Source organism: Paenarthrobacter sp. NPDC090522 (assembly GCF_044769225.1).
In the GTDB taxonomy this organism is placed as follows: Bacteria; Actinomycetota; Actinomycetes; order Actinomycetales; family Micrococcaceae; genus Arthrobacter.
The window spans coordinates 16,481-42,301 of sequence record NZ_JBIVXL010000020.1 but is presented as its reverse complement, the minus strand read 5'-3'; the positions used below and the strand labels follow the sequence as shown (position 1 = coordinate 42,301).

At 65.7% G+C, this 25,821-nt stretch carries 22 protein-coding genes and 1 riboswitch; of the genes, 6 read left to right on the top strand and 16 right to left on the bottom strand.

The genetic code is table 11. The annotated features are described in order from the left end of the window. The first annotated feature begins 18 nt into the window (after positions 1-18). A complete protein-coding gene (locus ACIQT2_RS20310; protein ID WP_402950116.1) occupies positions 19-1,410 on the top strand; it encodes a pyridoxal phosphate-dependent decarboxylase family protein in 1,392 nt (463 codons plus the stop codon). A gap of 121 nt (positions 1,411-1,531) precedes the next feature. On the opposite strand, the gene ACIQT2_RS20305 is transcribed toward ACIQT2_RS20310, so the two are convergent. The 7 genes from ACIQT2_RS20305 to ACIQT2_RS20275 form a co-directional block, all read right to left on the bottom strand. Then, positions 1,532-2,281, bottom strand: a complete 750-nt coding sequence (locus tag ACIQT2_RS20305) for a MerR family transcriptional regulator (protein ID WP_402950113.1) — start codon at positions 2,279-2,281, stop codon at positions 1,532-1,534. A 288-nt stretch (positions 2,282-2,569) separates the two neighbouring features. Then, positions 2,570-4,627, bottom strand: coding sequence for an ArnT family glycosyltransferase (locus ACIQT2_RS20300; RefSeq protein ID WP_402950110.1), 2,058 nt, complete (start codon positions 4,625-4,627; stop codon positions 2,570-2,572). 2 nt (positions 4,628-4,629) lie between these two features. Then, positions 4,630-6,726, bottom strand: coding sequence for a glycosyltransferase family 39 protein (locus ACIQT2_RS20295; RefSeq protein WP_402950107.1), 2,097 nt, complete (start codon positions 6,724-6,726; stop codon positions 4,630-4,632). Continuing rightward, a complete protein-coding gene (locus tag ACIQT2_RS20290) occupies positions 6,723-8,123 on the bottom strand; it encodes a glycosyltransferase (RefSeq protein ID WP_402950104.1) in 1,401 nt (466 codons plus the stop codon). The genes ACIQT2_RS20295 and ACIQT2_RS20290 overlap by 4 nt, the downstream gene beginning before the upstream one ends. 173 nt (positions 8,124-8,296) lie before the next feature. Further along, positions 8,297-9,145 carry a hypothetical protein gene (locus ACIQT2_RS20285; RefSeq protein ID WP_402950102.1) on the bottom strand — a complete coding sequence of 283 codons (849 nt, stop codon included), beginning with the start codon at positions 9,143-9,145 and terminating at the stop codon, positions 8,297-8,299. Between the two features lie 3 nt (positions 9,146-9,148). Beyond that, a riboswitch (cyclic di-AMP (ydaO/yuaA leader) is annotated at positions 9,149-9,332 on the bottom strand. 108 nt (positions 9,333-9,440) lie between these two features. After that, on the bottom strand, positions 9,441-10,931 hold the full coding sequence (locus ACIQT2_RS20280; RefSeq protein ID WP_402950099.1) for a sensor histidine kinase: 1,491 nt from the start codon (positions 10,929-10,931) through the stop codon (positions 9,441-9,443). Between the two features lie 3 nt (positions 10,932-10,934). Then, positions 10,935-11,675: a response regulator transcription factor gene (locus ACIQT2_RS20275; protein WP_397323830.1), complete on the bottom strand. Its 741-nt coding sequence runs from the start codon at positions 11,673-11,675 to the stop codon at positions 10,935-10,937. 200 nt (positions 11,676-11,875) lie between these two features. Here ACIQT2_RS20275 and ACIQT2_RS20270 point away from each other — a divergent pair, with 200 nt between their 5' ends. The 3 genes from ACIQT2_RS20270 to ACIQT2_RS20260 all read left to right on the top strand — a co-directional run bounded on the left by ACIQT2_RS20270 (position 11,876) and on the right by ACIQT2_RS20260 (position 15,036). Next, a complete protein-coding gene (locus ACIQT2_RS20270) occupies positions 11,876-13,000 on the top strand; it encodes a hypothetical protein (RefSeq protein WP_402950095.1) in 1,125 nt (374 codons plus the stop codon). A 565-nt stretch (positions 13,001-13,565) separates the two neighbouring features. Next, complete coding sequence (locus ACIQT2_RS20265) at positions 13,566-14,429, top strand: winged helix-turn-helix domain-containing protein (RefSeq protein ID WP_400335828.1); 864 nt, start codon at positions 13,566-13,568, stop codon at positions 14,427-14,429. A gap of 82 nt (positions 14,430-14,511) precedes the next feature. After that, entirely contained in the window at positions 14,512-15,036 is a 525-nt protein-coding gene (locus tag ACIQT2_RS20260) for a SixA phosphatase family protein (RefSeq protein WP_402950091.1), read from the top strand. Between the two features lie 28 nt (positions 15,037-15,064). Here the strand turns inward: ACIQT2_RS20260 and ACIQT2_RS20255 are convergent, their stop codons facing one another. Both ACIQT2_RS20255 and ACIQT2_RS20250 read right to left on the bottom strand, forming a co-directional pair. Further along, positions 15,065-15,388, bottom strand: a complete 324-nt coding sequence (locus ACIQT2_RS20255; RefSeq protein ID WP_400335832.1) for a hypothetical protein — start codon at positions 15,386-15,388, stop codon at positions 15,065-15,067. Between the two features lie 95 nt (positions 15,389-15,483). Next, positions 15,484-16,413, bottom strand: coding sequence for a LysR family transcriptional regulator (locus ACIQT2_RS20250; RefSeq protein ID WP_402950088.1), 930 nt, complete (start codon positions 16,411-16,413; stop codon positions 15,484-15,486). 72 nt (positions 16,414-16,485) lie between these two features. On the opposite strand from ACIQT2_RS20250, the gene ACIQT2_RS20245 reads away from it, so the two are divergent. Continuing rightward, positions 16,486-17,400 (top strand): EamA family transporter, encoded by a 915-nt coding sequence (locus tag ACIQT2_RS20245; protein ID WP_402950085.1) that lies wholly within the window; start codon positions 16,486-16,488, stop codon positions 17,398-17,400. A 30-nt stretch (positions 17,401-17,430) separates the two neighbouring features. On the opposite strand, the gene ACIQT2_RS20240 is transcribed toward ACIQT2_RS20245, so the two are convergent. From ACIQT2_RS20240 to ACIQT2_RS20225, 4 genes are all read right to left on the bottom strand, one after another. Further along, positions 17,431-18,078, bottom strand: a complete 648-nt coding sequence (locus ACIQT2_RS20240) for a hypothetical protein (protein ID WP_402950082.1) — start codon at positions 18,076-18,078, stop codon at positions 17,431-17,433. Positions 18,079-18,168: 90 nt separating this feature from the next. Further along, positions 18,169-18,804, bottom strand: a complete 636-nt coding sequence (locus ACIQT2_RS20235; protein WP_402950079.1) for a TetR/AcrR family transcriptional regulator — start codon at positions 18,802-18,804, stop codon at positions 18,169-18,171. Further along, on the bottom strand, positions 18,801-20,837 hold the full coding sequence (locus tag ACIQT2_RS20230; RefSeq protein ID WP_402950076.1) for a YhgE/Pip family protein: 2,037 nt from the start codon (positions 20,835-20,837) through the stop codon (positions 18,801-18,803). The genes ACIQT2_RS20235 and ACIQT2_RS20230 overlap by 4 nt, the downstream gene beginning before the upstream one ends. Continuing rightward, on the bottom strand, positions 20,834-21,604 hold the full coding sequence (locus ACIQT2_RS20225) for an ABC transporter ATP-binding protein (protein ID WP_402950073.1): 771 nt from the start codon (positions 21,602-21,604) through the stop codon (positions 20,834-20,836). The genes ACIQT2_RS20230 and ACIQT2_RS20225 overlap by 4 nt, the downstream gene beginning before the upstream one ends. A gap of 114 nt (positions 21,605-21,718) precedes the next feature. Between ACIQT2_RS20225 and ACIQT2_RS20220 the strand changes: the two genes are divergently transcribed. Next, positions 21,719-23,173: a dihydrolipoyl dehydrogenase family protein gene (locus tag ACIQT2_RS20220; protein WP_402950071.1), complete on the top strand. Its 1,455-nt coding sequence runs from the start codon at positions 21,719-21,721 to the stop codon at positions 23,171-23,173. 18 nt (positions 23,174-23,191) lie between these two features. On the opposite strand, the gene ACIQT2_RS20215 is transcribed toward ACIQT2_RS20220, so the two are convergent. From ACIQT2_RS20215 to ACIQT2_RS20205, 3 genes are read right to left on the bottom strand one after another with little or no spacing between them, the layout of a single operon-like run. Continuing rightward, on the bottom strand, positions 23,192-23,878 hold the full coding sequence (locus tag ACIQT2_RS20215; RefSeq protein WP_402950067.1) for an N-acetylmannosamine-6-phosphate 2-epimerase: 687 nt from the start codon (positions 23,876-23,878) through the stop codon (positions 23,192-23,194). Between the two features lie 10 nt (positions 23,879-23,888). Continuing rightward, on the bottom strand, positions 23,889-24,875 hold the full coding sequence (locus tag ACIQT2_RS20210) for an ROK family protein (protein WP_402950065.1): 987 nt from the start codon (positions 24,873-24,875) through the stop codon (positions 23,889-23,891). A gap of 18 nt (positions 24,876-24,893) precedes the next feature. Next, positions 24,894-25,811, bottom strand: a complete 918-nt coding sequence (locus tag ACIQT2_RS20205; RefSeq protein ID WP_402950062.1) for a dihydrodipicolinate synthase family protein — start codon at positions 25,809-25,811, stop codon at positions 24,894-24,896. Between the last annotated feature and the right edge of the window lie 10 nt (positions 25,812-25,821).

The following is a 25,821-nucleotide window of genomic DNA, read 5'->3' as shown; positions in this document are numbered from 1 at the left end:
CCGGAGTAGGCTGTGCCCATGTCTGCGCTGCCGGAGGCATACGGTGCTGCCTTGGAGCGTGCCATGGTGCACGCTACCGATTGGCTCGCCTCAGTGCCCACACGTCCAGTCCGTCCCCAGTACGACGCCGACCAGGTCGCCTCGAGCCTCCTGCCGCGTCTTCCCGATGAGGCCACCGAAGCGGCCGACGTTGTGGATGAGCTTGCGTCGTTGGCCGAACCCGGATTGATGGCCATCCAGTCCGGACGATTCTTTGGCTGGGTCATGGGGGGAACCCTGCCCGCAGCCATGGCGGCGGACTGGTTGGTGTCCGCCTGGGACCAGAACACGGGACTTCGTTTCGCGACTCCGGCCGCGGCCGCGATCGAGGAGTCGGCCGCGGCCTGGTTGCTGGACCTGCTGCACCTGCCCGCAACAGCCGACGTCGGCTTCACCACGGGAGCCACGACAGCCAACTTTGTGGGGCTCGCAGCGGGACGCCAGTACCTCATGGACCAGGCCGGTTGGGACCTGGAGGGCCTGGGGCTGTCCGGTGCTCCCCGGATAACGGTGTTCGCCGGAAGGGAACGCCACGCGGCTGTTGACCTGGCCCTGCGCTACCTCGGTCTGGGGGCGTGCGTGCCAGTGGACGCTGACGCGGAGGGCCGGATCCTCCCGGATGCGTTGGCCGAGGCCATGGAACAGCAGCCGGGGCCCTCATTGGTGGCGCTGCAGGCAGGAAACCTGCATTCGGGGGCGTTCGACCCCATGAAGGAGGCCATCGCGGTGGCACATGACCGCGGTGCCTGGGTCCACGTTGATGGAGCCTTCGGGCTGTGGGCTGCCGTGAGTCCCGTGCTGCGGCAGCGGTTGGCCGGCGTTGAGCTCGCTGATTCCTGGGCCACGGACGCGCACAAGACCCTCAACGTGCCCTATGACTGTGGCCTGGCGATCGTTTCCAGTCCGGAGGCCATGAGGCGGGCCTTCAGCATCCACACGAGTTACTTCATCGCTACGGACGCGGGCCCGGGAGACCCGTTTGAGAAGGTGCCCGAGTTATCCCGCCGCGCCCGGGGTATCCCGGTGTGGGCCGCACTTCGCCAACTGGGCCGCAACGGCGTGATTGCCATGGTGGAGGGGCTGGCCGCTAACGCCCGAGCGCTGGCCAAGGGGCTGGCTGCGATTCCCGGCGTCGAGGTTTTGAACGACGTCGTGTTCACGCAAGTGTCCGTCAGCTTCGGCAGTGACGACCGGACACGCCGCGTGACCCAGCGGCTCATGGCCGAGGGCGCGGTGTGGATGTCCGGATCGTCGTGGAGGGGCCGGGACATCCTCCGGATCTCGGTCAGCAATTGGTCCACGAATGCGGACGACGTCGAGACGTCCGTGGAGGCCGTCCGACGAGCCCTTGAAGCGGAACCGGAAGCGTAGGCAGAATCCGGGCACCCGTTCCCGCCTTGCGCGCCTTCGTTCGTTGGTGGCGCACCCTTTGCCGCCCGGCGCGCCCACGATTACGGTAGCGAACGGCGTCACGTGTCGCGACGGCCTGGAGTTAGCCGCGGGCTTTCTGCAGGTACTTCATGAGGCCGGTCATCTGCTCCGCGCTCCAAGGAAGGTCTGCGCTGATCGCTTGGCTGTTCTCCTGCCACGCCGCCCTCGCTGCAGCTTTGGTGTCTTCGGCAGCGTGGAACATGGACCCGATGCTGTCCCAGTTCCGGACCCATGTTTGGACGGCCGGATCGGACACGGGTGTCTCCGCCGCGACGAAAGCGAGGCCCTCTTGCACCAGACCGGCCCACTGTTCCTTGGCAGCCTCGATCTTTTCGGCACCCAGTTCGTTGCGCTTCCCGGCAAGTTGTTCCCGCTGCTCCGGGGTGAAGTGGTTCTCAAACACTGTGATCATCTCCAACGTGGTCATGAATTGTTCCGTGGTGGGCATGACGGGTCCGTCCATCCGGGCCAGCAGCTCGCCCAAACGATCCTCGAGCACGCGGACCTGGCGGGCGTGCTGCTGAACGTGGTCCAACTGCTGCTTCAGGAGCCCGCGAAGGGAAGCCACGTCATCCGTGCTGCCCAAGGCGTCGGCGATCGAAGCCAAAGGGAGCCCCAGCATCTGCAGTGCCTTGATCCGATAGAGCCGCCGGACGTCGTCCTCGCCATAGCGTCGATGCCCAGCCGATGTCCGCTCATTCGCGGTCAGCAGCCCGATCTGGTCGTAGTGGTGGAGTGTTCGAACGCTGACGCCGCACGCTGCGGCCAGTTCACCGATGCTCCACGGACCGTTGCCCTTTGTTCCCGTCATGGGAACCACGCTAAATCCTCACGTAACGTCAGGTGCAAGCTCGTTGTCGCACCAGTTTCCGCGCGGCGCCTCAGTTATTCGTTGGTGGCGCGCCCGTTTCCGCGCAGCGCACCCCGGATTACGGGTGCGTGCGGCGGGTAGGGGTGCGCTCGGTGCAAGCTCGTTGTCGCACCAGTTTCCGCGCGGCGCCTCAGTTGTTCGTTGGTGGCGCGCCCGTTTCCGCGCAGCGCACCCCGGATTACGGGTGCGTGCGGCGGTAAAGGTAGCGCCCGGCCTGGAGAGGTACGACTATCCCGGCAGCTCGTACACCGTGGTCCCTCCGATGGTGGTGGCCTGGTAGTTTGCTGCAACCCACGCTGCGATCTCACTGGAAGCGTCCGAGCCCCCGTTGCCCTGCATGAGTCGCCCGCCAATGAAGTAGTGGATCTTGCCGTCCGCAACGAGTTGCTGGAACTGCGCCAGCGTCGGCGAAGGATCGGTCCCGTTGAACCCGCCCACCGCCATCACCGGCAGTCCCGTGGCCAGTTGGTACCCGGCCGCGTTGTTGGAACCCACGACGGCGGCCGCCCAGGTGTAGTCGCTGGCGTCGGCTTTCAGGGCGCTCACCAACTCGGACGATGGCGTGGTGGCGCTAAGCAGCCCACCCATGCCGCCGCCTTGCCCGCCGCCACCGGCGAAGCCCTGGCCACCGGCACCTTGCTGTGCTGAACCCGCACCTGTGCCCTGTTGTGTGCTGGGCCTGCGAAAGCCCTGGGGCGCTGTGTTGCGGCCAAGGCCCGCTCCAAACCCTGCGGTGCCGGCTGGACCCGCGCTCACGATTGCCCCTGTATGGGGAACCGCGGCCGTGGCTACCGAGTAGGCCAGCGGACCGGTGAGCGACACGGCCACGGCGAGTCCCGCCGTCGTTCGTGCTGCCCACGACGATGTCCAGCGGCCGCTGAGTGCCACGACGGCAGCCAGCAGCACGGCCCCCACCAGAACAACCCAGCGCAGCCACGGGAGGAACGTCGGGGTGCGGCCAAGAAGGCTGAACGCCGTGGCGCCGGCGGCAAACACCGCCGCGCCAAGCAAAAGCGCCACGGGAAGCTGGGAGCGGCGTTGCCACAACAACACTCCACCGAGGCCTACCAACCCCGCAATTCCGGGAGCCAGCGCCACCGAGTAGTAGGGGTGGATGATGCCCTGCATGTAGCTGAACACCAGTCCGGTCACCAGGAGCCAGGACCCCCACACGATGACCGAAGCGCGGACGGAATCGGTCCGCGGAGCACGCCGTCCGAGCCAGAGCAACGCGCCACCGAGGATCAAGGCTGAGGGAATCAACCATGCGATCTGGCTGCCGAACTCCGTGCCGAACATGCGGAACAAACCAGGGGTGCCCCAACCGTTTCCGCCACCGCCCACGCTGCCGGTCTCGTCACCGTTGAGCCGGCCCAAGCCGTTGTAGCCGAAGGTCAGTTCAAGGATCGAGTTGTTCTGTGAGCCGCCGATGTAGGGCCGCAGGTTTTCCGGGACAAGCTCGACGGCGGCAATCCACCAACCAGCGGAAGCCACCATGGCGCCTCCCGCGGCCAGGAGATGGAGCAGGCGTCGGACGGGCCTGGGCCGGGCGGAGACGAGGTAGGCGAGCGCGAAACCAGGAACCACCAGGAGGACTTGGAGTTGCTTGGCCAGGAACCCGAAACCGAGGAACACGCCGGCGATGACCAGCCACCGCAGCTTGTTCTCCTGGATGGACCGGACCACGGCGTAGCCTGCGGCGGTCATGAGCAGCACCAACAAGGCGTCCGGGTTGTTGAATCGGAACATGAGCGTGGCCACCGGAGTGAGAGCCATGACGGCCGCGGCGAGCAGGCCCGCGTAGTGGGCTTCGCGAAGCTTGCCGGCGGCAGGTAGGGCTGCCCGGCGGACGGCGAGGTAAAGGATCCAGGCCGTGGCCACGCCCATCAGGGCCTGGGGAACCAGGATGCTCCACGAACTGAGTCCAAACAAGCGAACGGACAGGCCTGTGATCCAGAGGGCTGCTGGCGGTTTGTCCACCGTGATGGAGTTGGCGGCGTCCGAGGAGCCAAAGAACCACGCGGTCCAGTCCTGGGAACCTGCCTGGGCCGCGGCGGAGTAGAACGCGTTGGCCCAGCCGGAGGCTCCCAGCCCCCAGAGGTAGAGGATTGCGGTTCCCAGGAGGACGGCACCCAGCTCGAGACGGTTCCGAAGGAGTCCCGTGGTCCTGGCGGCAGAGCCCTTGGCCCGGCGTGTTCCTCGCCTGCGGAATACTGAGCGACGGGTTGCGCTCGCCGGAGGGTCCTGCTGGAGGGCGTCCGTGCGTGGTTTGAAGTACGTTGTCACGGTCAGTTCACCAGCCTGTAGACGGTGGTGTTGCCCACGGTTTGTGCTTCATAGTTCGCTGCTACCCATGCGGCCACTTCCGAGTTGCCACCCCGGCCGCCACCGCCCATGCCGCCGCCGGAGATGAAGTAGCTGATCTGGCCCTTGTCCACCATGTCCTGGAACTGGGCGAGGGTGGGATAGGGGTCGCCGCCGTTCCAGCCACCCAGGGCGATGACGCTGGTGTTCGTGGCGAGTTCCAGGTCTGCCGCCTGGGTTGCTCCGGAGACGATCGCGGACCACTTGGTGGTGGTGGATTTCAGCAGGGCTGTCAGTTCGGCGTTGGCTGTGCCGCCCCCGGCTCCGCCTGCGCCTCCGAAGCCCCCGGCTCCAGGGAAGCCGCCTGCGGCCGCATCCTGAACTGTTCCGTCGGGAAGCGTGCTGCCCGAGGGCGCTTCGCCAAGACCGGTAGCTCCGCCCAGCCCGTTTTGGGCGTTGCCGAAGTCACGGTTGCGGCCGTCTGCTCCGGTCCGCGCGCCGAAGCCGCCACTGGCCGCACCGGCGGGTCCCGACGTCGGGATGGAGCCGGAGTGTGGAGTCGCCGCTGTGGCAACGGTCCAGGCACCGGTACCCAAACCACCGGCAAGCAGGGACACCACCACGACGGCGGCCGCGGGCAGGCGTCGGAGCATGCCCTTGGGTGCGGACGCACCGAGGCGGTCCACCCGGAGCAGCAGCGCGGCGGCCGCGAGGACGCCCAGGACTACGACGACGATCCGGAGCCATGGCAGCCACGTGGCGTCCCGTCCCAGCAGCACGGCCGACCAGAGGGAGCTACCCAGCACCACGACGGCAAGGATGATCCGCGCTGCCCAGGAATCGCGGCCACGCCACAGTTCAACGCAACCAATGCCGATCAGAGCGGCTATGGCCGGGGCCAGGGCCACAGCGTAGTAGGGGTGGACGATGCCGCTCATGAAGCTGAAGATGCCGGCAGTGACGATCAGCCAGCCGCCCCACATCAGCAGCGCAGCGCGGCTGCGTGAAGTCCGGATTTCGCGGCGCGTGAACCACAGTCCGGCCACCAACAGGATGAGGGCCGCCGGGAGCAGCCAGGAAACTTCTCCGCCGAAGCTGGTGCCGAACATGCGGCCCAAACCGGCCGAACCACCGAATCCGGCATTGCCGCCCATGCCTCCACCGCCCCCGGGCATGCCGCCACCGGCGCCACCTTCGCCCGATCCAGTGATGCGGCCCAGGCCGTTGTAGCCGAACGTGAGTTCAAGGAAGCTGTTGCCCTCCGACCCCGCCATGTAGGGGCGTGCCGAGGCGGGAGTCAGCTGGAAGATCGCAATGTACGTTCCCGCAACAGCCACGATTCCCGCTGCCGCTGCAAGCAGGTGCAGGATCCTGTTGCGGAACGAGGTGGGGGCTGCCCACAGGTAGGCGAGCGCCAACCCGGGAACAATCAGGAAGCCTTGGAGCATCTTGCTCAAGAAGGCCAACCCAACAACGGCACCCGCCGCGGCAAGCCACTTCCAGCCCGCCTTTTCGATGGCCCGCGTTGTCAGGTACGCGGCCAGCACCAGGCACAGCGTGAGCATGGCGTCCGGGTTGTTGAACCTGAACATCAGTGCTGCCACCGGGGTCAGAGCCAGCGCACCACCGGCGATGAGGCCCGCTGCGGGTCCCGCCACCCGCTTGACCGCCAGGTACAGAAGCCCGACGGCGGCCACTCCCATGAGTGCCTCCGGGACCAGCATGCTGGTGGGGGAGAAGCCGAAGATCCTGCCCACGAGCGCGGGAATCCAGAGGGAAGCCGGTGGCTTGTCCACGGTGATGGCGTTGCCGGCGTCGAGCGATCCGAAGAACAAGGCCGTCCAGTCCTTGGTGCCGGCCTGGATGGCGGCGGCGTAAAAGGAATTGCCGTAGCCCGTGGCCGCGAGGTTCCAGAGGTAGAGGAAGGCTGTCGCCACCAGGAGCCCGGCGGCGGAAGGACGGACCCAGCGAGCCTGCCGGCCGAAGACGATGCGGTGGAAGCGCGAGTGCCGGTGGTCCGTGGGCACGGGGTTGCCGGCTTCGGTTTCGGTTGCGCTGCTTGGCTGGAGGGCGGTGATCATTTCGCTGCCACCTCGTTGGTCTGGGCGGAGGCTGCCGTCTGAACTGCTTCAGCGGCTGGGACGGCGGCCGCGGCGGGTTTCGCGGGCGTCGCAGCTTGGGACGGCTTCCGGAAGACCCACAGGCGGAACAGCAGGAAGCGGGCTACTGTCGCGGTGAGGTTCGCCCCAACCACGGTGGCCACCTCAACCCAGCGGTCCGGCGTCGTGCTTCCATGCACCAGGGCGAGCGCGCCGGAGGTGAGCGCCAAGCCGATGCCAAAGACGATCAGCCCTTCGAAGTGGTGCCGTGCGTGGTTGCCGCCGTGGATGCCGAACGTGAAGCGCCGGTTGGCGGCGGTGTTGGCCACGGCGGTGATGATGAGCGCCAGGAAGTTGGCGAGCTGCGGGTCCATGAAACTGCGGCAGAACAGGAAAATCACCAGGTAGGCCACGGTGGACACAGCACCGATGAATCCGAAGCGAACCAGTTGCCCGAACAGGCTCGTCCGCGGCGTGGCCTCGGAGGTCCGTGAGGAAGCGGGGAGTGGTCCGCGCGCCAGGGCGGCACGAAGTTCGGGAACGGGGATGCGTCCGGTGACCAGGTCGCGCGTCAGGCGCGCCATTCCGCGCAGGTCGGCCAGTGCGGTACGTACGACGTCGACGCTTGAGTTGGGATCGTCGGTCCAGTCCACGGGGACTTCATGGACGCGGAGTCCGCAGCGTTCGGCGAGGACCAGCAGTTCGGTGTCGAAGAACCAGGCGTTGTCCAGCGTGTGCGGGAGGATCTGGTGGGCAACGTCCGCGCGGATGGCCTTGAAGCCGCACTGCGCGTCGGAGAACCGTGCACCCATGACGGTGTGCAGGAGGACGTTGTAGCTGCGGGACACGAATTCGCGCTTCGGCCCACGGACTACCCGGGAGTTGCGGGAGAGCCTCGTGCCGATGGCCAGGTCCGAGTGCCCGGAGATCAGGGGCGCCAGGAGCGGCGCCAAGGCGGCGAGGTCTGTGGAGAGATCCACGTCCATGTAGGCCAGAACGGGGGAAGGCGACGCGAGCCAGACCTGACGGAGGGCGTTGCCCCGGCCCTTTTCCTCGAAGCGCATGACGGCAATCTCGGGGAGTTCGCGGGCCAGTCGCTCGGCGATCTTCAGGGTGTTGTCCGTGCTTGCATTGTCCGCCACCGTGATGCGGAAGGAATGCGGGAAAGTGTCCACGAGGTGTCCGTGCAGGCGGCGCAGGCATTCCTCGAGGTCCGTTTCCTCGTTGTGGACGGGAACGGTGACGTCCAGGACGGGAACTGTGGTCCGGGTGTCCACGGGAGAGCGCCGCATCTGCCGGTGGGGCAAGGCAGGAGCGGCGGAGTGCCCCGCATGGGCGGGGCTCGGCAGCGCACTGGTGGCTGGATCTATGAGCGTCATGCATCCAGAGTGGATCCGCCGATTGTGAGGGCTTTAGGCGGAAGCTGTGACGGGACTGTGTAACTGTGGCGGCGTCTGGACAGGCGAAAAGCCGCCCCCGGTCCTGCCGTGCGCATCAGTTGGGGTTGATGCGCGCGGCGGGAACAGGAGCGGCTATCGGAAAGCCTGCGGGCTTAGTACCAGTTGTTGGCCAAGTGGAAGGCAAGGGCTGCGGACGGCGAACCGTAGCGTTCCTTGATGTAGTTCAGGCCCCACTTGATCTGGGTCTGGTAGTTGGTCTGCCAGTCGGCGCCGGCAGTAGCCATCTTGGAAGCCGGAAGCGACTGGACAATGCCGTATGCGCCGCTGGAAGCGTTGGTGGCCGTGGTGCGCCAGTTGGATTCCTTCTCCCACAGCGTGTTCAGGGCGGTCATTTCGCCCGGTCCCCAGCCGTAGCTGGCCAGGATGCTGGCAGCGTAGGCCTTGGCTGCGGCGGGATCGTCCACGGCCTTGGGCGCGGCAGCGGCGGCTGCAGCTGCTGCTGCTGCCTTGTCAGCGGCAGCCTTGGCGGCGGCGTCGGCAGCAGCTTTCTCGGCTGCGGCCTGTGCTGCAGCCGCCTGGTCTGCTGCGGCTTTGTCTGCGGCAGCCTTGTCTGCAGCTGCCTTGTCGGCGGCGGCCTTCTCGGCTGCAGCCTTTGCGGCCGCTGTCTGGTCCGCTGCGGCCTTGGCCGAAGCTGCACGATCCGCAGCAGCTTTTTCCGCAGCTGCGTCTGAGGCAGCGTTGGCGTTCGGGTCAGACTGTACGGCGGCCTGGGTCTGCGCTGCCTGGCTCAGTTCCGGCAGGTTGAACGCGGCGTTGGCGGCCTGTCCCAGCGAAGCGACGCCGAGTGCGGCGGCAACGACACCTGCTACGACCGACATGCGGTGGCCGGCCTTGCCCTGGCGTGCGGCGTTCTTCAGAACGGCCTGCGACTTGGTCAGGGGAGCATCGTTTTCGTCGCGGTGACGCGCGGAATGGCGCGTCTGATCCTTGAATTCAGACATGTGTGATTACCTCTCAGCGCCTGCGGAGTTAGCTGTCGGGTTCGGATGAGGTCATCCGGCCGCGCGCGTAGCTGCGGCTTCACCCCAAGGGCCGGCGCAATGCCTGGCCCGGAGACTCTGGGTCCCCCGTCTCTGCCTCGATGAGAACGGAACTCCGGGAAGTGGCAGAGCTCGGCGCATCCCGGGTGTGGGCCTCTTGGGGCGACCCACCCTTTCGACGGTACAGGAGGATTTTGCTTAAGTCACATTTAGGTAACAGAGATCACGACGCCGGTGCGTCGCCTTGCCGGTTTCGTTACACCTGTTCGCTGGTCACTGAGGGGAGGCGCAAGGCGAACTCCGTGCGCCCCGGTTTTGAGGTGACTTCGACGCTGCCACCGTGTGCTCCGACGATCGATTCGACAATCGACAGGCCCAGGCCCGACGTGCCCTCCGATCCCGAACGTGCCGCGTCGGCCCGGGCAAAACGGGAGAAGATGCGGCCCTGGAAATCCGCGGGAATACCGGGCCCGTTGTCCGTCACGGTGACCACTGCACTCCCGTCCGCGCTCAGCATGACGCCGGTGACCACAGTGGTGCCCGGATCGGTGTGCTTGCGGGCGTTGGACAGCAGGTTGGCCAGCACCTGATGAAGTTGCGTGCCGTCTCCACGGACCGTAATGGGCTCATCCGGAAGCTTGAGCTGCCACACGTGGTCCGGGGCCATGACTTTCTCGTCAGTCACGGTTTCAATGACCAACTGTGTCAGGTCCACGTCCGTGACCTTCAAAGGCTGCCCTTCATCCAATCGGGCCAGGAGCAGCAGGTCCTCCACCAAGGTGCTCATCCGCTCCGACTGGCTCTGGACGCGTGACAGCGACTTGCGGCCATCCTCGGTGAAATTCTCGGTCATCCGCAGCATCTCGGTGTAACCCCGGATGGCCGTAAGGGGCGTGCGGAGCTCGTGCGAGGCGTCGGCAACGAATTGCCGGACTTTGGTTTCACTTTCCTGCCTGGCTTCGAGGGCGCTGGCCACGTTGTTCAGCATCTGGTTGAGGGCGTAGCCCACGCTGCCTACCTCTGTTCCGGGGTGGGAAGCCGACGGGGGTACGCGCACCGCGAGGGCCACCTCGCCGGCGTCGAGGGGCAGGCGGGAAACCTTGGTGGCCACTTCGGACAGTTGCTCCAGTGGCCGCATGGTCCGCCGGATAATGACGGTTCCGGCCAGCCCAATCAATACCAAGCCACCGAGCGATACGAACACCATGGTCCAGACGAGGGACGCTTCGGTGCTTTGTTTGTCGGCGAGCGGCAGGCCAGTCACGATCACGTCCCCATAGGCCGTTTTGACGGCGACCAGGCGGTAGTCGCCGTTGGACAGTGATCGGTCAACGGGTCGGTTGTCCAAGGGAAGGTCCAGCAGGACCTGTTTGTCTTCGGCGGAGAGCGTTGCCCGGTTCCCTGAAGCGTCGATGAGCCCGGCGCTGCTGACGGTCGATCCGCTGATCCGCGCATTCAGGGTGCCGGCGCCCTGCCCGCGAGCTTCGAGGGGGTCCGGCCGGCCGTTCGGGTAGCTGGAGGGTGGCCTGCCAAAGTCGTTCGCGCGGCTGGACGCCTGCTCCAATTGCCGGTCCAGTTGCCGGTTGAACACCATGTCCATGGACGCATAGCTCACCACTCCCACCGCCCCGCAGATGGCAACGAGCAGCGCCATGGCTACGAGCACCAGGCGGGTCCGCAAATGCCAGGTGGATGGGTCCAGCCAGCTCCGCTGCGTCTTCCGGGCGACCCCTGAGAGTGTGGTCAAGGTTCAGTCCGCGGGCTTGATGACGTAGCCTGCGCCACGCACGGTGTGGATCATGGGCGGGTGGTTGGCCTCGATTTTCTTGCGCAGGTAGGAGATGTAGAGCTCCACGATGTTCGCCTGCCCGCCGAAGTCGTAGTCCCACACGCGGTCGAGGATCTGGGCCTTGCTGACCACGCGTTTGGGGTTCTCCATGAGGTAGCGCAGGAGCTCGAACTGGGTTGCCGTGAGGGCGATGTCCTCGCCGGCCCGGGTTACTTCGCGGGTGTCCACGTTTAGGGTCAGGTCGCCCACCACGAGTTCTGCGGTGTCCATGGCGGCAACACCCGAACGCTGTACCAAACGGTGAAGGCGCAGCAGGACTTCCTCCATACTGAACGGCTTCGTCACGTAGTCGTCGCCGCCCGCAGCCAGGCCAACGATGCGGTCCTGTACTGCATCCTTCGCGGTGAGGAAGAGAGCGGGGACTTCCGGGGCGAACGCGCGGATCCGGTTCAGGACCTCAACTCCGTCGAATCCGGGAAGCATCACGTCCAGCACCAGGACGTCCGGGCGGAAGTCTTTAGCGAGCTTCACGGCCTCGGGGCCGTCTGCGGCCACGGCGACGGACCAGCCGGCCATGCGGAGGCCCATGCTCATGAGCTCGGCGAGGCTCGGCTCGTCGTCCACCACCAGGGCGCGGATGGGGGAGCCGTCCGGGTGGGAGAGCTGGGGAAGGTTGTTGGTCATGGAGTGCGGGGATGCCATGTGACAACTCTCCAATCTGCTGGTTTGCCGGCGCTTTGCCGGTCCTGTGAGGACCCTGTGAAGTCAACACTAGCGAGATGGGAGTCCTGGAACACGCGAATCCACAGGTCACAGGAGGGACTGCTCCTCAACACAGCTTCCGCACAGCCAGGCAGCAGACTCTGGGGCCTAAGAGGACCAACAACCCCATCTGGAGAACCATGAACGAGCAGCAGCACCCCGAAGGCCCCACGTCCCCGGCCCCGCAGGGCACCACCCAGGGAAACCAAGGCACACCCCGGGAAAATACCGGACCGAAGCAGGAAACCGCGCAGCCCGGCCCCGGAGAAGCCAATCCCGGATCCTCGTGGGCATGGGGCGAGGCAGATTCCCAGAAGGGCCGCAGAGACCTACCCGGCGGCGCGCCGACCCAGGAAACGCGGCAGGTCGCTACCCAGCCCGGCGGAAACCAGCCGTCGGCAGGGTGGGGAGCTCCGGCGTCGGGCCCTTCCGCAGCCAACAGTGGGTGGGGAGCTCCGCCGTCGGGCCCTACCGCAGCCAACAGCGGATGGGGAGCTTCGCCGTCGGGCTCTACCGCAGCCAACAGCGGATGGAAAGCTCCGGCGTCGAACACCAATGGCGGGGGTGCTCCGCCCGCAAACGGCTGGGGCAGCTCCCTGCCCGGCAAGGACAAGGGAACCCTGCAGGGCCGCTGGACTCTCAAGCGGACACTGATCGTTGCCGGCGTTGCCGTAGTTGTCGCCGCAGGAACGGCTGCGGGTTTCTACTCCCTGGGCAACGCCGGCTCGGCAGATGCGGCAAACGTGCCCTTGGGCCAGGCCGGCCGAGCCGGTGCGCAGCAAGGCGTCCCGGGACAGGGCCTCGGACCCGGGGGAACCAGCCAGGACGGGAGCGGAACGGGCCAGAATGGCATGGGCATGCCCGGCCAGATGGGCGGCATGTCGCCTGACGGCTTGGGCATGGCCGGAGGCCTGAACACCGCCATCCATTCCGAGTACGTGGTCCTCCGGGACAACGAATACGTGACCATGGCCGATCAGCTCGGAACGGTCAGTGAGGTTTCGTCCACTTCCCTGACGGTCAAGAGCTCCGATGGGTTCTCCAGGACGTATGTCCTCAGTTCGGATACAGCCGTAGCCCAAGGCACCAGGCAGCGGGGCAGCACCACCAGCAGCCTGACCATCGCGGACATCAAGTCGGGCGCCACAGTGCGGGTAACGGCTACCAAGGACGGCGACACCTACACGGCCTCCTCCGTCCGGCTCACCACGGCAACTACGTCCTCCGGACAGGGCTCGACGACGGGTTCGGGCACCACGTCCTGAGCTGCCAGCCGGACGGTGTGGCCCGTTTCTACCGCTTGTAGCAGATTCGGGCCACTAAAATCGAGACGGAGTCGAGTTGCGACTGGTCAGTAACTGTTTCAGATCGTGAGATTCCATGGCCGCAGGAGGTTGGAAAATCGCGAAGGCCATAATGCACTATTCGTCGAAGAAAGTTCACTGCATGTTCAATATTTCGGGCATCGGACGAATGGAATGGCGTTCATTTTAGGGGCTCGCTGAATTGTGATTTGAGGCACAATAGTGCCGGATGTCTCAGGATGTGGACGGTTTGGCACATTGTTACTTGCGTGTTGCCTTTGTTACGTTGCACACTTCCAATGTGAACAAGAACTCAACAGCACCTGCAGCCGCAGCAATCTGGTCCAGCACACCCGCTGGCGACGAGACCCGCTGTTGTCGAATGCAAGCCTAACTTTCCACCCCAAAGAAGTTTCAGGCATTCGCCCCCTTGCCCAACGTTGGGCGCCCCTCCCCAGACTCATTGCGGGGACAACCAGCATTCGAAGCCGCGATGACGGCTATTCACTTTTGAGGTAAGCACTCCATGTCAGTTGCATCCGGATACGTCCACATCTCTGTCCGTAACGCCAATAAGGCCGCTTCCAATGCCGGCCTGCGCCCCGGTTTCGGCAACCGTCCGGGCTATGCCCCCGGTTCCCAGGGCGCCCAGCAGGCACCCGGGTACGTCCCGCAGGGCTATAACCCCAACTCTTACGGCCAGTTGCGAGCAGTACCCACCAGCGAACCAGCGCCGATTACTGCGCCCACCCCTGTGGTTGCCCAGACCGAGCGCCTTCGCCCCGTTGCCAACGACAACGTGGCGCGCGGATTCGTGCTCTACATGGGTATTGACGAGGAAACCGCTGCCGCGGCCGGGACGTCCATTGCCAAGCTGGCCCAGGAAATCCGTGCCTATGCACAGTCCCTCGTGACCGGTGCCGAGAGCTACGCTGCAGTCGCTGTTGCGCCGGCCAATGCACCCGGGTCCGCACTCGACGTCGTCCGCTCCACTTTCGGTGACCCCACGGTGGCCGCCCGCCAGCGCACTGAGGCCGCCCGTCCGGCGCCGCAGCAGGAAGCCCGCCCGTCCGGCGTGCTCATCGACCTGGCCCGCCGCGAAGTCCACCTGGACGGCGAATCGCTGAACCTGACGTTCAAGGAGTTCGAACTCCTCAACTACCTCGTGGAGAACGGCACCCGCACTGTGGGCCGCGACGAACTCTTGGAAGGCCTGTGGCGCAACGCCGAGGAAGTGCCCAACGAGCGCACCATCGACGTCCACATCCGCCGCCTCCGCTCCAAGCTGGGCCGCCTGGCCAACACTGTCCGCACGGTCCGTGGCCAGGGCTACCGCTTCTACGAGCACCCCGAAGTCATTGTTTGGGCTGCCCCGGAATACTCCATCTAGCAGCACGCACAAGGCGCCCGTCTCCCTTGGGGAGGCGGGCGCTTTCGTATCTGCGCCGGCTTGGCAGCTATAGGGTTGAGGCATGAGCGACCACCACATCAAGCGGCTTGTGATCATGCGGCATGCCAAGGCTGACTGGCCACTTGGCGTCCCGGACCACGAACGGCCCTTGGAAGAGCGTGGCCACCGCGAAGCCCCGCTTGCAGGCAAGTGGCTCCTGAAGCACAAGATCGTGCCGGACTTCATTTTGTGTTCTTCGGCGCTGAGGACGCGGCAAACCTGCACGTGGGTCTGCGACGAGCTCGGGGAGAAGGCTCCGACGCCCAAACTCGAGGATGGCCTGTACGCGGCATCGGCCACAGGCATGTTGTCCGTGATCAACCACGTACCGGACACGGTCACCACGCTGATGGTCATCTCGCACATGCCGGGCGTCCAGGACCTGGCCATGCATCTGGCTTCCCGCGACTCGGACCATGACGCCTACATGGATGCTGCCACGCGTTACCCAACGAGTGCGTTGACGGTAATGGAAACAGAGAAGCCGTGGGCTGAGCTGGACGGCCAGGATGCCAGGCTGACACATTTCAAGGTGCCGCGGCACTAGCCTGCGGACGGGCTGCCGGGATGCAGGCCTAGACGGGGTCCGGTTCCGCAAGCTGCGGCAGGCACATGCAGCGGATCTCGAACACGGGGAGGCCCGCAGCCTCCTCGCCGTGGCCGGTGGCAATCAGGTATTCGCCGTCGAACATGTACACAGGAAGCTGTGGCGCGAGGTATTCGTTGTAGCGGCTGGGGTAGACCCATTGTCCGCGGATATCGAAGGCCGGGAGTGCGTACGTGTCCCTGCGGTTGTGGGCGCTGGGAAAGAGCTCATCGTCCACCATGTGGTAACTGGCCAGCCCATACAGGTGATGGTGGTTCGTGTCCGTGGGAAAAAGGATTGCTTCAACTGCCATGGCCCCTCCGAGCGGTGTTGGACCGGCGCATCAGACGCGTCGGTGGTTAGGTAAGGTTAAGCTAACCTAACCCCCGGGAGGGTGTCGAATGTTCCTCAGTGTGACGTTGCTTGCAGCGGCAGTTCCTGCTGCTCGGCCACCTCACGGAGCAGGCGCACGGCGAGGCGGATGTTGGGGCTCGCCGTCATGGTCTTGCGGTACACGATCCCGACGGCGCGCTGCTGGACTGGATTCACCAAGGGAACGGCCACCACCGCAGTTGGGAGCGGTGGACGTCCCAGTCGGGGGACCAGCGCCACGGCCACTGCCTGCTCCACCATGGCGACGTGGGTCGAAAAGTCGGGATCGTAGACACGGATGTCCGGCACCCGGCCCAGGCCGGCGAAGATCTGCAGCAAAGCCTCGTTGCAGATGGCGCCTGCCGGGGTGCTCACCCATGTCTCGTCCAGCAGGTCTTCACGCTCGACGGCGGTTCTCGCCGCGAGCGGGTGGGCGCTGTTGAGCAGGATGTCGGCTTGGTCAAGGCAGAGGTCCTCGAGCGCCATGTTCTCCGGGATCACCAGCGGTACGGAATTCCAGTTGTGGACCACGGCGAGCTCGGCCTCTCCGGAGGCGACTCGTTGGACGGCTTCGCGCGGGTCCTCGGCGAGGACGCTGATGTCCAGCGCGGAACCGGCGGATGCCAGCCTCCCCAGCATGGGACCTACCAAGCCGCGGCAAGCCGTGGAGAAGGCAACCAGGCGGAGCAGGCCGGAAGGCTTCTCCGGATCTGCGAGCAGAGTGGCCTGCAACTCTTCCAGTTCGCCCAGGATTCGCCGCCCGTACCCGGCAAGGGCGAGACCCCGCTCGGTGAGCAGGACTCCGCGCCCGTTGCGTTCCAGCACGGATACTCCTGCCTGTTTCTCCAGTTTCTTGATCTGCTGGGACACGGCCGACGGACTGTAGCCCATCACCTCGGAGGCGGCCACCACGGACCCGTGCTGCTCAACGGCTACCAAAGCCCGGAGCGCGGAAATGTCGATCATGAAGTAAATCTACGTTGTTTCATGCTGAATTCAACGCTGGTGCTTCATCGAGAATGGGGTCAAAGTTAAGCTGTGAACCTTCGCCATTCCTTGCTCGCGGTGCTTGTCGCCGTCCTTTGGGGCATTAACTTCGTTGCCATCGACCTTGGGTTGCACCCTGCTGGCCACGAGGTCCCGCCGCTGCTCTTCGTGGCCTTCCGTTTCCTTCTGGTGGTCTTTCCTTGCATCCTCTTCATCCGCAAACCGGACGTGGGCTGGAAGGCCATTGTCGGCGTCGGGCTTTTCATGAGCGCCGGGCAATTCGGGCTGTTGTACCTGGGCATGGCGTTGGGCATGCCGGCGGGCCTGGCTTCGCTGGTCCTGCAGGCACAGGTGCTTTTCACCATCCTGCTCGCCTCGCGGATCCTGGGGGAGCGGCCGACGCGGCGGCAAATGGTTGGCGTCATCCTGGGGATCGGCGGCTTGGGTGTGGTGGCGTTGGGGCGGAGTGCCGTGGCTCCCGTACTGCCGCTCATGATCGTGCTGGCCGCGGCCTTGTCCTGGGCCGTAGGCAACGTGGTGGCCCGGCACTCGAAGGCCACCTCCGGGCTGGGGCTGGTGGTCTGGTCCGGTGCTGTGGTTCCTGTGCCGATGGCGGCGCTGTCGTTGGTGGTGGATGGTCCGCAGGCGGTGATTGGAACCATCGTGGATCTGCAGCCGGCCACCATCCTGAGCGCGGTGTATACGGCCGTGTTCGCCTCGCTGATTGGTTACGGGATCTGGAACAGGCTCCTGACGTTGTACCCGGGTTCCGACGTCGTGCCTTTCACGCTGCTGGTTCCCGTGGTGGGGATGACCGCCGCATGGCTGGTGCTTGGCGAAGTCCCGACGCCCGCCGAGATCCTGGGCGGCTTGGTCCTGCTCCTCGGCGTGGCGACGGCTGTGCTGGGAGTGTCCCGCAAACCACCTGTTGTGGGGTCTGCTCTACGGGCCAAAGCGCTCCGGTAGCGCGTTCTGCGGGCCCGCTGGCGTTGGGGGCTACCGCTTGGGGGCGGGTTTGCGTTGGGCGGAGGCGTTCGACGGCGGTCGCTTGGCTGGCGTGGCCGCCTTGCCGGCCTGCGCGTTGCGCTTGACGGTTGCGGGATTTGGGCGTTTGGCCGCGGCCGGCCGGGGTTGGGTGGGTCGGCCCTGGGCAGGTCGGCCCTGTGCGGGCCGAGCGGCGGGTCTCTTCGCCGGCACTGATCCGGCAGGTCGCTTGGCGGCGGGACGCTTGCCGGGCCTGGCGGCGACGGGCTGGGCGCGGGAACCGAAGCCCGGCAACACCGCACCGAGGAACAAGATCCCCAGGGTCCCCACTCCGGCCACCGCGGCCAGATAAAAGTAGATGTCCGAATCTTTGCTGCTCACAGCGCTTCCCAAGGCGTTGGAGTCCTGGTTGAAGGCGAGGCCCCACATGCGCAGGAACGCGATACCGAAGCCAATGAACAAGGCGGTGCCGGCGGCGGCGAGGAGGACCACAAGGTACCGGCGCCGGTTGAAGACCTGTATCAGGGAAGCCAGGTAGCACGTGAGGACGGCGCCCAGAAGCAGGTACAGGACCACTTCCTCCAGGACGGCGGCGGCCAGGACCAGCAAGCCGAGGGAGACGACAGCGGCAATGATGGCTAGTTTTCCACTGTTCCCCATGTGACGCATGAGGTTAATCATCGCCGACCAAGCCGCCGCGCCACGCCATCGTAGATTGCAGTTGCGTACCGTTGTGTGGGCCGCGTGCCACTACTTGATGACGTACCCGTGCATGATGGTCATCACCGCGGCCACGCTCTGCTCGCGGGTGCGCTCGGGGTTGTAGGTTTGCCGGTCCAGTCCCACCACGAAGATGGCCCCAAAGATGGCTGCTTCCAGGCTTCCCCGTGCAATGGACGTGTCCACCGTGTACCCGGAAGCCACCCCCTCCACCGCTGAACCGATCACGGCAAGGAGCTCACCGCGGAGCTCGGCGAACACTGCACTCCATTCGCCCGGCGCGCGCCAATTCTCGCTGACCCAGAGCCGGGCAAAGGAGGGGTAGTCGTCCATGAACTCCATGGCCTGGCCCACCATGTCCCGCATGGCCTCCAAGGGATCCTCGGTCTGGCCTTCGATGGCCTGCAAGCGTCCCAGCATGATGTCCACGCCGTGGCGCAACAGTTGCGCGATCAGGTCTGACTTGCTGCCGAAGTTGTAGTAGACAGTCCCCTTGGACACGCCGGCTGCGGCGGCGATCTCGTCCACCGTGACCCCCGCAGCTCCACGTTCGCCGATGAGTTCCATGGAGGCCTCGAACAGGCGCTGCTTGGTGGCGTTGGTGCGCTCGGGCCGGAGTTTCTTCCCTCCAGTTCCCGGCGACGGGACTGGCTCTGCGGTGCTCATACTGCGATCTCCGGCTTCAGGGTCTTCAAGGTCCACATCTTGTGCTTGCGGACGGCGAGCGTAGACAGTGCCGCTCCCAGCAAAGTGTAACCAAGCAAGCCAAGGACGGTGGGCCAGATCATGGTCAGCTCGCCGCCGTAGATCAGGTGGCGCATGCCCGTCACTACGTAGCCCATGGGGAGGACCTCGTGCACCACGTGGAGCGGCATGGGCGTGGTCTGCCAGGGAAATGTTCCGCCGGAGGAGACGAGTTGGAGGACCAGCAGGATCAGCACCACGAACTTTCCGGGCATACCCAGGAGCGCCACGATGCCTTGGATGATCGCGCTGAAGGCCATGACGGCGGCCAGCATGAAGAGCCACATTCCGATGGGGTGCGCGGCGTTAAGTCCCAGGCCCAGATTCACCACCACCGTGAGGATGGTGGCCTGCAACACCGAAACCACGAAGAACGGCAGCCAGCCGCCCACGGCGATCTTCCACGCCGGGGCATTGGACGCCAGGGCCCGCTGGGTGATGGGACGCATGGCCTGGACCAGCATGAACACGCCGATCCAAAGGGCGAGCGTGAGGAAGAACGGTGCCAGGCCTGCGCCATAGGAATCGGCCTTCGCCTGCGAGACGTTCTCCACCGCCACAGGATCCGCGATGACCTTGGAGACGTTGCTCTTCTGCTCGTCGTTGGGGTTCGGAATGTCACCGGCACCCTTGGCGAGCTCGGACGCCAGTGTGTGCGCGCCATCGTTGGCTGTCGCGGCGCCTGTGGCAAGTTGTCCCGCGCCGTCGTCGAGTTGGCGTGCACCGCCGTCGAGCTTGGTGGCGCCATCCAGGGCGGCCTGCTGGCCCGTGGCAAGGGTGGACGCTCCGGTGCTCAGCTTCCCCGCACCGTCCGCGGCCTGCGAGATGGCATCGGTCAGCGCGGGCGTCGCTCCGGCGAGCTTCGCTGCCCCGCCACTCACGGCGGCCGAACCGTCGGAGAGCTGTTGGATCTTGGCGGCGTCGCCCGTGATCTTTGCCTTGGCATCGGTCACCGGGCTGGACGTGGCGGCGGCGTCGAAGTCGGCGAGGACTTTGTCCGCCTGCTCCTGGGTCAACACGCCCGCGGCAACCAGCCGCGCATTGGATTCGACGACGCGGTTCCGGAGGCCTTTGTCCGCGGCGTCCAACTGCCCGACGACGTCCTGCACTTTCGCGTTCAACTGGGCGTTGCCCGCGGCTACTTGGGCGGCGCCATCGGCAAGTTTCTTGGAATCCGACGGAAGCGTGGCGGTCTTGTTCTTCAGTTCTGTGAGGCCCGAGCTCAGCTGGCCCGCGCCCGTGGTGAGTTGATTGGCGCCATCCCGCAGTTGCGTCTGGCCGGCCACCAGTTGATCCGCGCCGGTGACCAGTTGGCTGGTGCCGTCGTGAAGGGTGGTTGCGCCGTCGCTCAGCTTCCCCACGCCATCGGCCAATTGCCCGGCGCCGTCGGCGGCCTTGACGATGGACGCGTGGATGGTCCCGAAGCCCGTGAGGAGCTGGTTGGCTGTTTCCTCGCCCACTTCCTTGGCCACCGTTGAGTGCACCGCCGTAGTGAGCTTGTCCACGATGGTGCTCAGGAGGTAATTGTTGGCGTCGTTGGTGGTGACGTGCAGCATGGCCTGGTTGGCGGCATCGAAGCTGCCGGGCGAAACCAGGTTCGCGGAGAAATCCTTGGGAATGCGCAGGGCGAAGGCGTACTCGCCCGTCTTCACTCCAGCGTCGGCGGCTTCGGCATTGGACACTTGCTTCCAGTTGAAGACATGGCCGTCCACCAGGCTGTCGGCCACCTTCTTGCCTGCCTGGAGTTCGGTGCCGTCCTTCGACGTGGCGCCGGTGTCTTCCACCACCAGGGCAGCATCGATCTGGTTGAGGTTGCCGTAGGGGTCCCAGTTCGCGTAGAGGTAAACGGCCCCGTACAGGAGCGGCACCATGGTGAGGGCGAGGATGGTCAGCTTGGGCAGGAGCCCGCCGGTCATGCGCTTGAGTTCGGAGCGGGCAAGCCGCAGCACAGTCACTTTGCAGTCCTTTGGAGGTCTTGGTCTTCTTGGTGTTCTTCGGTAAGAGCGCTTTCGGGCTCGACGGCGGCACTTTCGGTAGCGGCTGCCAGCCCGGCTTCCGGTTGTGGTTCGGCCGGGTCCGGTTCGGCTTCCGTCGCGTGGGTTACCGAATTGCCGATCACAGCAGCAGGCCCGTCCCATTCGTCCGGAAGGGCGCTGACGGTCGCGACGACGGCAAGCGGCCTCCCGGCGTCGGACGCCAAGTCCTGCAACCGGGGCAACCAAGCCGCGGGGTCGGCGCTGTGGCGATCGGGGGAGTCGACCACCAGGAGGTCGATTGCGGGGTCGGCCAGGGCGAGGGACGTCAGCAACTCAAGCCGGCGACCCGCCGGAAGTTGTTCAATCCAGAGATCGGCGATGTCCTCGAAACGGTTGACCTTCAGCCACGGCTTGCTCAGCAGCGCGCCACGGTAGCGGCGGGGAATGAGGGACAGGTCCTCGGTGACGAGATCGCGGACGCTCAGGTGCTGCTCGGGTTCGTTGACGCCCGGGGAGTCGATCAGTGCGCTCGCGAGCCGGATCCTCTTGGTTTTGGTGGTGCTGTCCCAGGACAGGATTCCGTCGCTGGGCTTCATTCGGCCGCTCAGGGCAAGGGCGAGGGCAGTGCGCTGGTCCTGCCCTTCGCCCGAGATGAGGATGAGCTCGCCCCGCTTTGCTTCGAGCGAGGTGGGTGGCAGGAGGTCGGTACGGCGGCCGTTGATCTGGAGTTGCTGTACGGACAGCATGTGATCCCTTCAAGGGTGATGGGTTCTGGTTCTGCATCGATTCTAACTAAACTGACCAGTCAGTTCAAATAGAGTTCTCTCACTTGCCCGTCCAACCCGGCGTAGGCTTCTCCCATGACTGCCGAAAACTCCCGTGAATTCGATGTGATCGTTCTTGGCGCCGGTGCCGTGGGGGAAAACGTAGCGGACAGGGTGGTTCGTGGCGGATTGTCGGCGGTGATCATCGAAAGTGAGCTGGTGGGCGGCGAATGCTCCTACTGGGCATGCATTCCTTCGAAGGCGCTGTTGAGGCCGGGCACCGTCCTGCACGCGGCTCAGTTGGTGCCCGGTGCCTCTGAGGCAGTGACCGGAACCGTGGATGCGGAGGCAGCCCTCAAGCACCGGGATTGGTTCACCAACAACTGGCAGGACGGCGGCCAGGTGGAGTGGCTGGACAGTGCGGGCATCGAGCTGATCCGCGGCCGCGGGCGCATCACGGGCCCCCGCGAAGTCCAGGTTGATGGCCTGGACGGAAACAGCTACGCACTCAAGGCCCACCACGCCGTCGTCGTCGCAACGGGTTCCACGCCGACCACCCCGGACATCGAGGGCCTGGCAGACGTCCCCTTCTGGACTACCCGTGGTGCCACCGCAGCCAAGGAAGTCCCGCGTCGGTTCGTTGTGCTCGGTGGCGGCGTGGCCGGCGTTGAATTGGCGCAGGCGTTTGCCCGGCTGGGTTCGGATGTTGCCCTCGTTGCGCGGGGGCGGCTGCTCAGCAGCTACCCGGAAGAAGCTGCCAACCTGGTGCTCGCAGGACTCCGGGCCGATGGCGTTGCGGTCCACGTGCACACCGATGTGGAGAAAGTGGAGAAGAACGACGACGGCTCGGTCAGCGTGCTGCTGGACGGGACCACGCTCGTTGCCGACCAACTCCTGGTCGCTTCGGGCAGGCATCCCTCGCTGGCCAATCTTGGCCTGGAGAGCGTGGGCGTCGCCGCGGAGGACGGAAAACTCCGGCTCACGACGGATCCCAGCGGACTGGTGCAAGGCCCGGCCAGCGATGGCACCAGTGGCCTGTGGCTCTACGCGGCGGGCGATGCCGCGGGCAAGGTGCTCCTGACCCATCAGGGAAAATACGAGGCCCGCGCAACCGGCGATGCCATTGTTGCCCGGGCACGCGGCCACCTGCGCGGAGCCCCCAAACCGTGGAGCTCCTTGGCGCACACGGCCAACGACCACGCCATCCCCAGCGTCGTTTTCACTGATCCAGAAGTTGCCTCAGTGGGGCCGTCGCTGGAGCAGGCGCTGCTGCAAGGGAAGAACGTGACCGGCGTCGAATTGCCCATCAACGTCTCCGGGTCCCAGCTGTACTCCTCCGATTACAAGGGCTGGGCGCAGATCGTGGTGGACGAGGACCGCAAGGTGATCCTCGGCGCGACGTTCGTTGGCCCCGGCGTCGCGGAGTTGCTGCATTCGGCCACGGTCGCGATCGTCGGAGAGGTTCCGCTGGACCGGTTGTGGCATGCTGTACCTTCCTATCCCACCATCAGCGAGGTGTGGCTGCGGCTGCTGGAGAAGTACGGGCTCTAGCAGCCCAGCAAGGAAGGGCTAGGAGTGCATTGCTCCCTTGAACCAGCCTGCGATGGTGGCCGGGTGGGTGATCGCGGTGCCCACCACCACGGCGAAGGCACCGGCGTCGAGGGCTTGGCGGGCTTGGGCGGGGGTGTGGATGCGGCCCTCGGCGATGAGCGGCTTTCCCAGCTCTGCCGAGGCAATCTGATCCAGGAGTCCCAAGTCCGGGCCGTCGGTCTTGGGGCGCTCGCCGGTGTAGCCGGCAAGGGTGGTGCCTATGAGGTCGGCGCCTGCCTCAACGGCAGCAACGGCGTCTTCGAAGGAACCGCAGTCGGCCATCACCAGTGCGTGGGATTCGGCATGGATTCCGGCCACGGTGTCAGCCAGGGACAGTCCATCCGGCCGGGTGCGCCGAGTGCCATCGATCGCCACAACATGCGCTCCAGAGTTGGCTACGGCCAGGGCGTGCCGGAGGGTTGGGGTGATGAAGACGCCGTCGTGCCCGTCCTTCCAGAGGCCGATTACCGGAACCTCGACGGCGGTACGAGTCAACTGCACGTCGGCCAATCCTTGGACGCGGATCGCCGCCGCACCACCGATCACGGCTGAGGCAGCAACCTGGCCAGTGGTCCGGGGATCGCGCATCGGTTCGCCGGGGTACGCCTGGCAGGAAACGATGAGCTGGGAACGGAGGGCTTCGAGGCCATCGGGGGTCAGGATCACAGGTCTTTCCTTAGCTAAGAACGAGTTTCGCGGCGCCTACGATGGCCGCGGTGTTGCCGAGGGTTGCCGGGACGACAGGGACGGCGGCCAGGGGAGCAAGGAGTTCCTGGCGCAGCGCGGCTTCCATGGGTTTCCACCAGAGCTCGCCCGCATCGGCGAGGCCGCCTGAGATGACCACTGTTTCGGGGTCGAGGATGTTGATGAGTCCACCCACGGCTTGGCCGGCGGCGGTGGCACCCAGTTCGATGGCGCGGGAGGCGGCGGTGCGGCTGGCCGCGGAGTTGGCGGCAGCGCCGGCGTCGTGCTTCTCGGCGAAACCCGAGGCGAGCGCAAACACGCCGCGGGTATCGGCAGCGAGGACAGAAGAACCGCCGAACCGGAGGTAGGCCTCATGGATGGCCGGCCCGGACGCGACGGCCTCCACGTGCCCGGAGCCACCGCACACGCAGGGCAAGGGAACACCATCAAAAGCCGCCAGCGGTGAAGCGAGATGCCCTACATGCCCGCCCACAAACCGGTGGCCCAAAACAGGTGAACCGTTCAGCACAAAGCTGCCGCCGACGCCGGTCCCGAACGCCACCATCAGGGAACTCGAGGAACCTGCGGCGGCACCCAGCCAGGCCTCTCCGAGGGCGTGGGCATGGACATCGTTGACGGCGCGGATGGCCGAGGACGGAAACGAAAGCCGCAAGGAAAGCCCGGCAGCCAGTTCAGTCCCGGCCCAGCCGAGGATGGCACCGGTGGCGGACACCACGGATCCAGTAACAGCATCAATGACCCCCGCGGAGCCGATACCGACGCCGGACACTGTCTGTCCGGCGTCGGCAGCACGCTCCACCAAGCCCGCGATCAACGCTGCGGTGGCATCAAGGATCGCCTCGCCACCTGCCCGGTTCAGCGTCGGAATGGTGTCCGAGAGCAGCACCTCGCCTGAGGAGGAGACAACCCCGGCGGCGGTCTTGGTGCCGCCGAGGTCAACGCCGATCACGTGGGTCATGGAAGAGGTCATCGGAAGCTAGACCAGCCCGTTCCGCTCCAGGATTTCGCGGATCGCAGCGGTTTCGGTCTCGTTCAGGGACAGCATCGGCGAGCTCATGGTGTTGGACTCGATAATTCCCATGACCTGCAGTGCGGTCTTGAAGGCACCAAGGCCAGCGGCGCCGCCGGACACGCGGCCGTTGGGGGTGTAGACGATCTCGAAGACGTCGGCCAAGCGGTCCTGCTCGCGTGCAGCGCCAACCCAATCGCCGGCCTGCGCAGCGTCGAAGAGGCGGCGGTAGCCGGCGGGGTCCACGTTGCCAAGGCCAGGGACAACGCCCTGCGCGCCGCCAAGGAGGGCGCCATCCACTACAACTTCGTGACCCGTGAAGATATCGAAATTGGGGATGTCCTTGGCAGCGAGGAGCAACTGGCGGAAGGAGACATCGTCGCCGGAGGAGTCCTTCACGCCGGCGATCACACCGTCGCGGCCGAGGCGGACCAGGAGGTCCGTGGGCAGCTTGAAGTGCGTGCGGACGGGCACGTCGTAGGCGAAGATGGGCTTCTGGATGGCCTCGTGGATGCTGCGGAAGTGGGTCTCGGTTTCCGCCACGTTGCCGATCGCGTAGTACATGGAGGTCACCACGATCGCGTCTGCGCCGAGGTCCACCACCTTGCGGGCTTCCTCGATGACGCGGTTGGTGGTTTGCTCGTTCGCGCCCACGATCAGGGGAACTGCACCGGCATTGGCGTCGGCGATGGTGGAGACCACCAGTTCACGTTCAACGTTGGTCATATAGGGGACTTCGCCGGAGGAACCCAGCACGAACAGCCCGGATACACCGCCGTCGATCAGGTGCTTGGTGACGTTCTTCAACGACTGGGTGTCGATGCTGCCATCGGCGTGGCGGGGCGTGATGACCGGGGGGATGACGCCCTGGAACTGAGTGGACACAGAAATCTCC

What these genes read in the sequence shown, in the direction of transcription:
- ACIQT2_RS20310 (WP_402950116.1), top strand. Translation starts at nt 19, where the DNA reads ATGTCTGCGCTGCCGGAGGCATACGGTGCTGCCTTGGAGCGTGCCATG.
- ACIQT2_RS20305 (WP_402950113.1), bottom strand. Translation starts at nt 2,281, where the DNA reads ATGACGGGAACAAAGGGCAACGGTCCGTGGAGCATCGGTGAACTGGCC.
- ACIQT2_RS20295 (WP_402950107.1), bottom strand. Translation starts at nt 6,726, where the DNA reads ATGATCACCGCCCTCCAGCCAAGCAGCGCAACCGAAACCGAAGCCGGC.
- ACIQT2_RS20290 (WP_402950104.1), bottom strand. Translation starts at nt 8,123, where the DNA reads ATGACGCTCATAGATCCAGCCACCAGTGCGCTGCCGAGCCCCGCCCAT.
- ACIQT2_RS20285 (WP_402950102.1), bottom strand. Translation starts at nt 9,145, where the DNA reads ATGTCTGAATTCAAGGATCAGACGCGCCATTCCGCGCGTCACCGCGAC.
- ACIQT2_RS20275 (WP_397323830.1), bottom strand. Translation starts at nt 11,675, where the DNA reads ATGGCATCCCCGCACTCCATGACCAACAACCTTCCCCAGCTCTCCCAC.
- ACIQT2_RS20270 (WP_402950095.1), top strand. Translation starts at nt 11,876, where the DNA reads ATGAACGAGCAGCAGCACCCCGAAGGCCCCACGTCCCCGGCCCCGCAG.
- ACIQT2_RS20265 (WP_400335828.1), top strand. Translation starts at nt 13,566, where the DNA reads ATGTCAGTTGCATCCGGATACGTCCACATCTCTGTCCGTAACGCCAAT.
- ACIQT2_RS20260 (WP_402950091.1), top strand. Translation starts at nt 14,512, where the DNA reads ATGAGCGACCACCACATCAAGCGGCTTGTGATCATGCGGCATGCCAAG.
- ACIQT2_RS20255 (WP_400335832.1), bottom strand. Translation starts at nt 15,388, where the DNA reads ATGGCAGTTGAAGCAATCCTTTTTCCCACGGACACGAACCACCATCAC.
- ACIQT2_RS20250 (WP_402950088.1), bottom strand. Translation starts at nt 16,413, where the DNA reads ATGATCGACATTTCCGCGCTCCGGGCTTTGGTAGCCGTTGAGCAGCAC.
- ACIQT2_RS20240 (WP_402950082.1), bottom strand. Translation starts at nt 18,078, where the DNA reads ATGGGGAACAGTGGAAAACTAGCCATCATTGCCGCTGTCGTCTCCCTC.
- ACIQT2_RS20235 (WP_402950079.1), bottom strand. Translation starts at nt 18,804, where the DNA reads ATGAGCACCGCAGAGCCAGTCCCGTCGCCGGGAACTGGAGGGAAGAAA.
- ACIQT2_RS20225 (WP_402950073.1), bottom strand. Translation starts at nt 21,604, where the DNA reads ATGCTGTCCGTACAGCAACTCCAGATCAACGGCCGCCGTACCGACCTC.
- ACIQT2_RS20220 (WP_402950071.1), top strand. Translation starts at nt 21,719, where the DNA reads ATGACTGCCGAAAACTCCCGTGAATTCGATGTGATCGTTCTTGGCGCC.
- ACIQT2_RS20210 (WP_402950065.1), bottom strand. Translation starts at nt 24,875, where the DNA reads ATGACCCACGTGATCGGCGTTGACCTCGGCGGCACCAAGACCGCCGCC.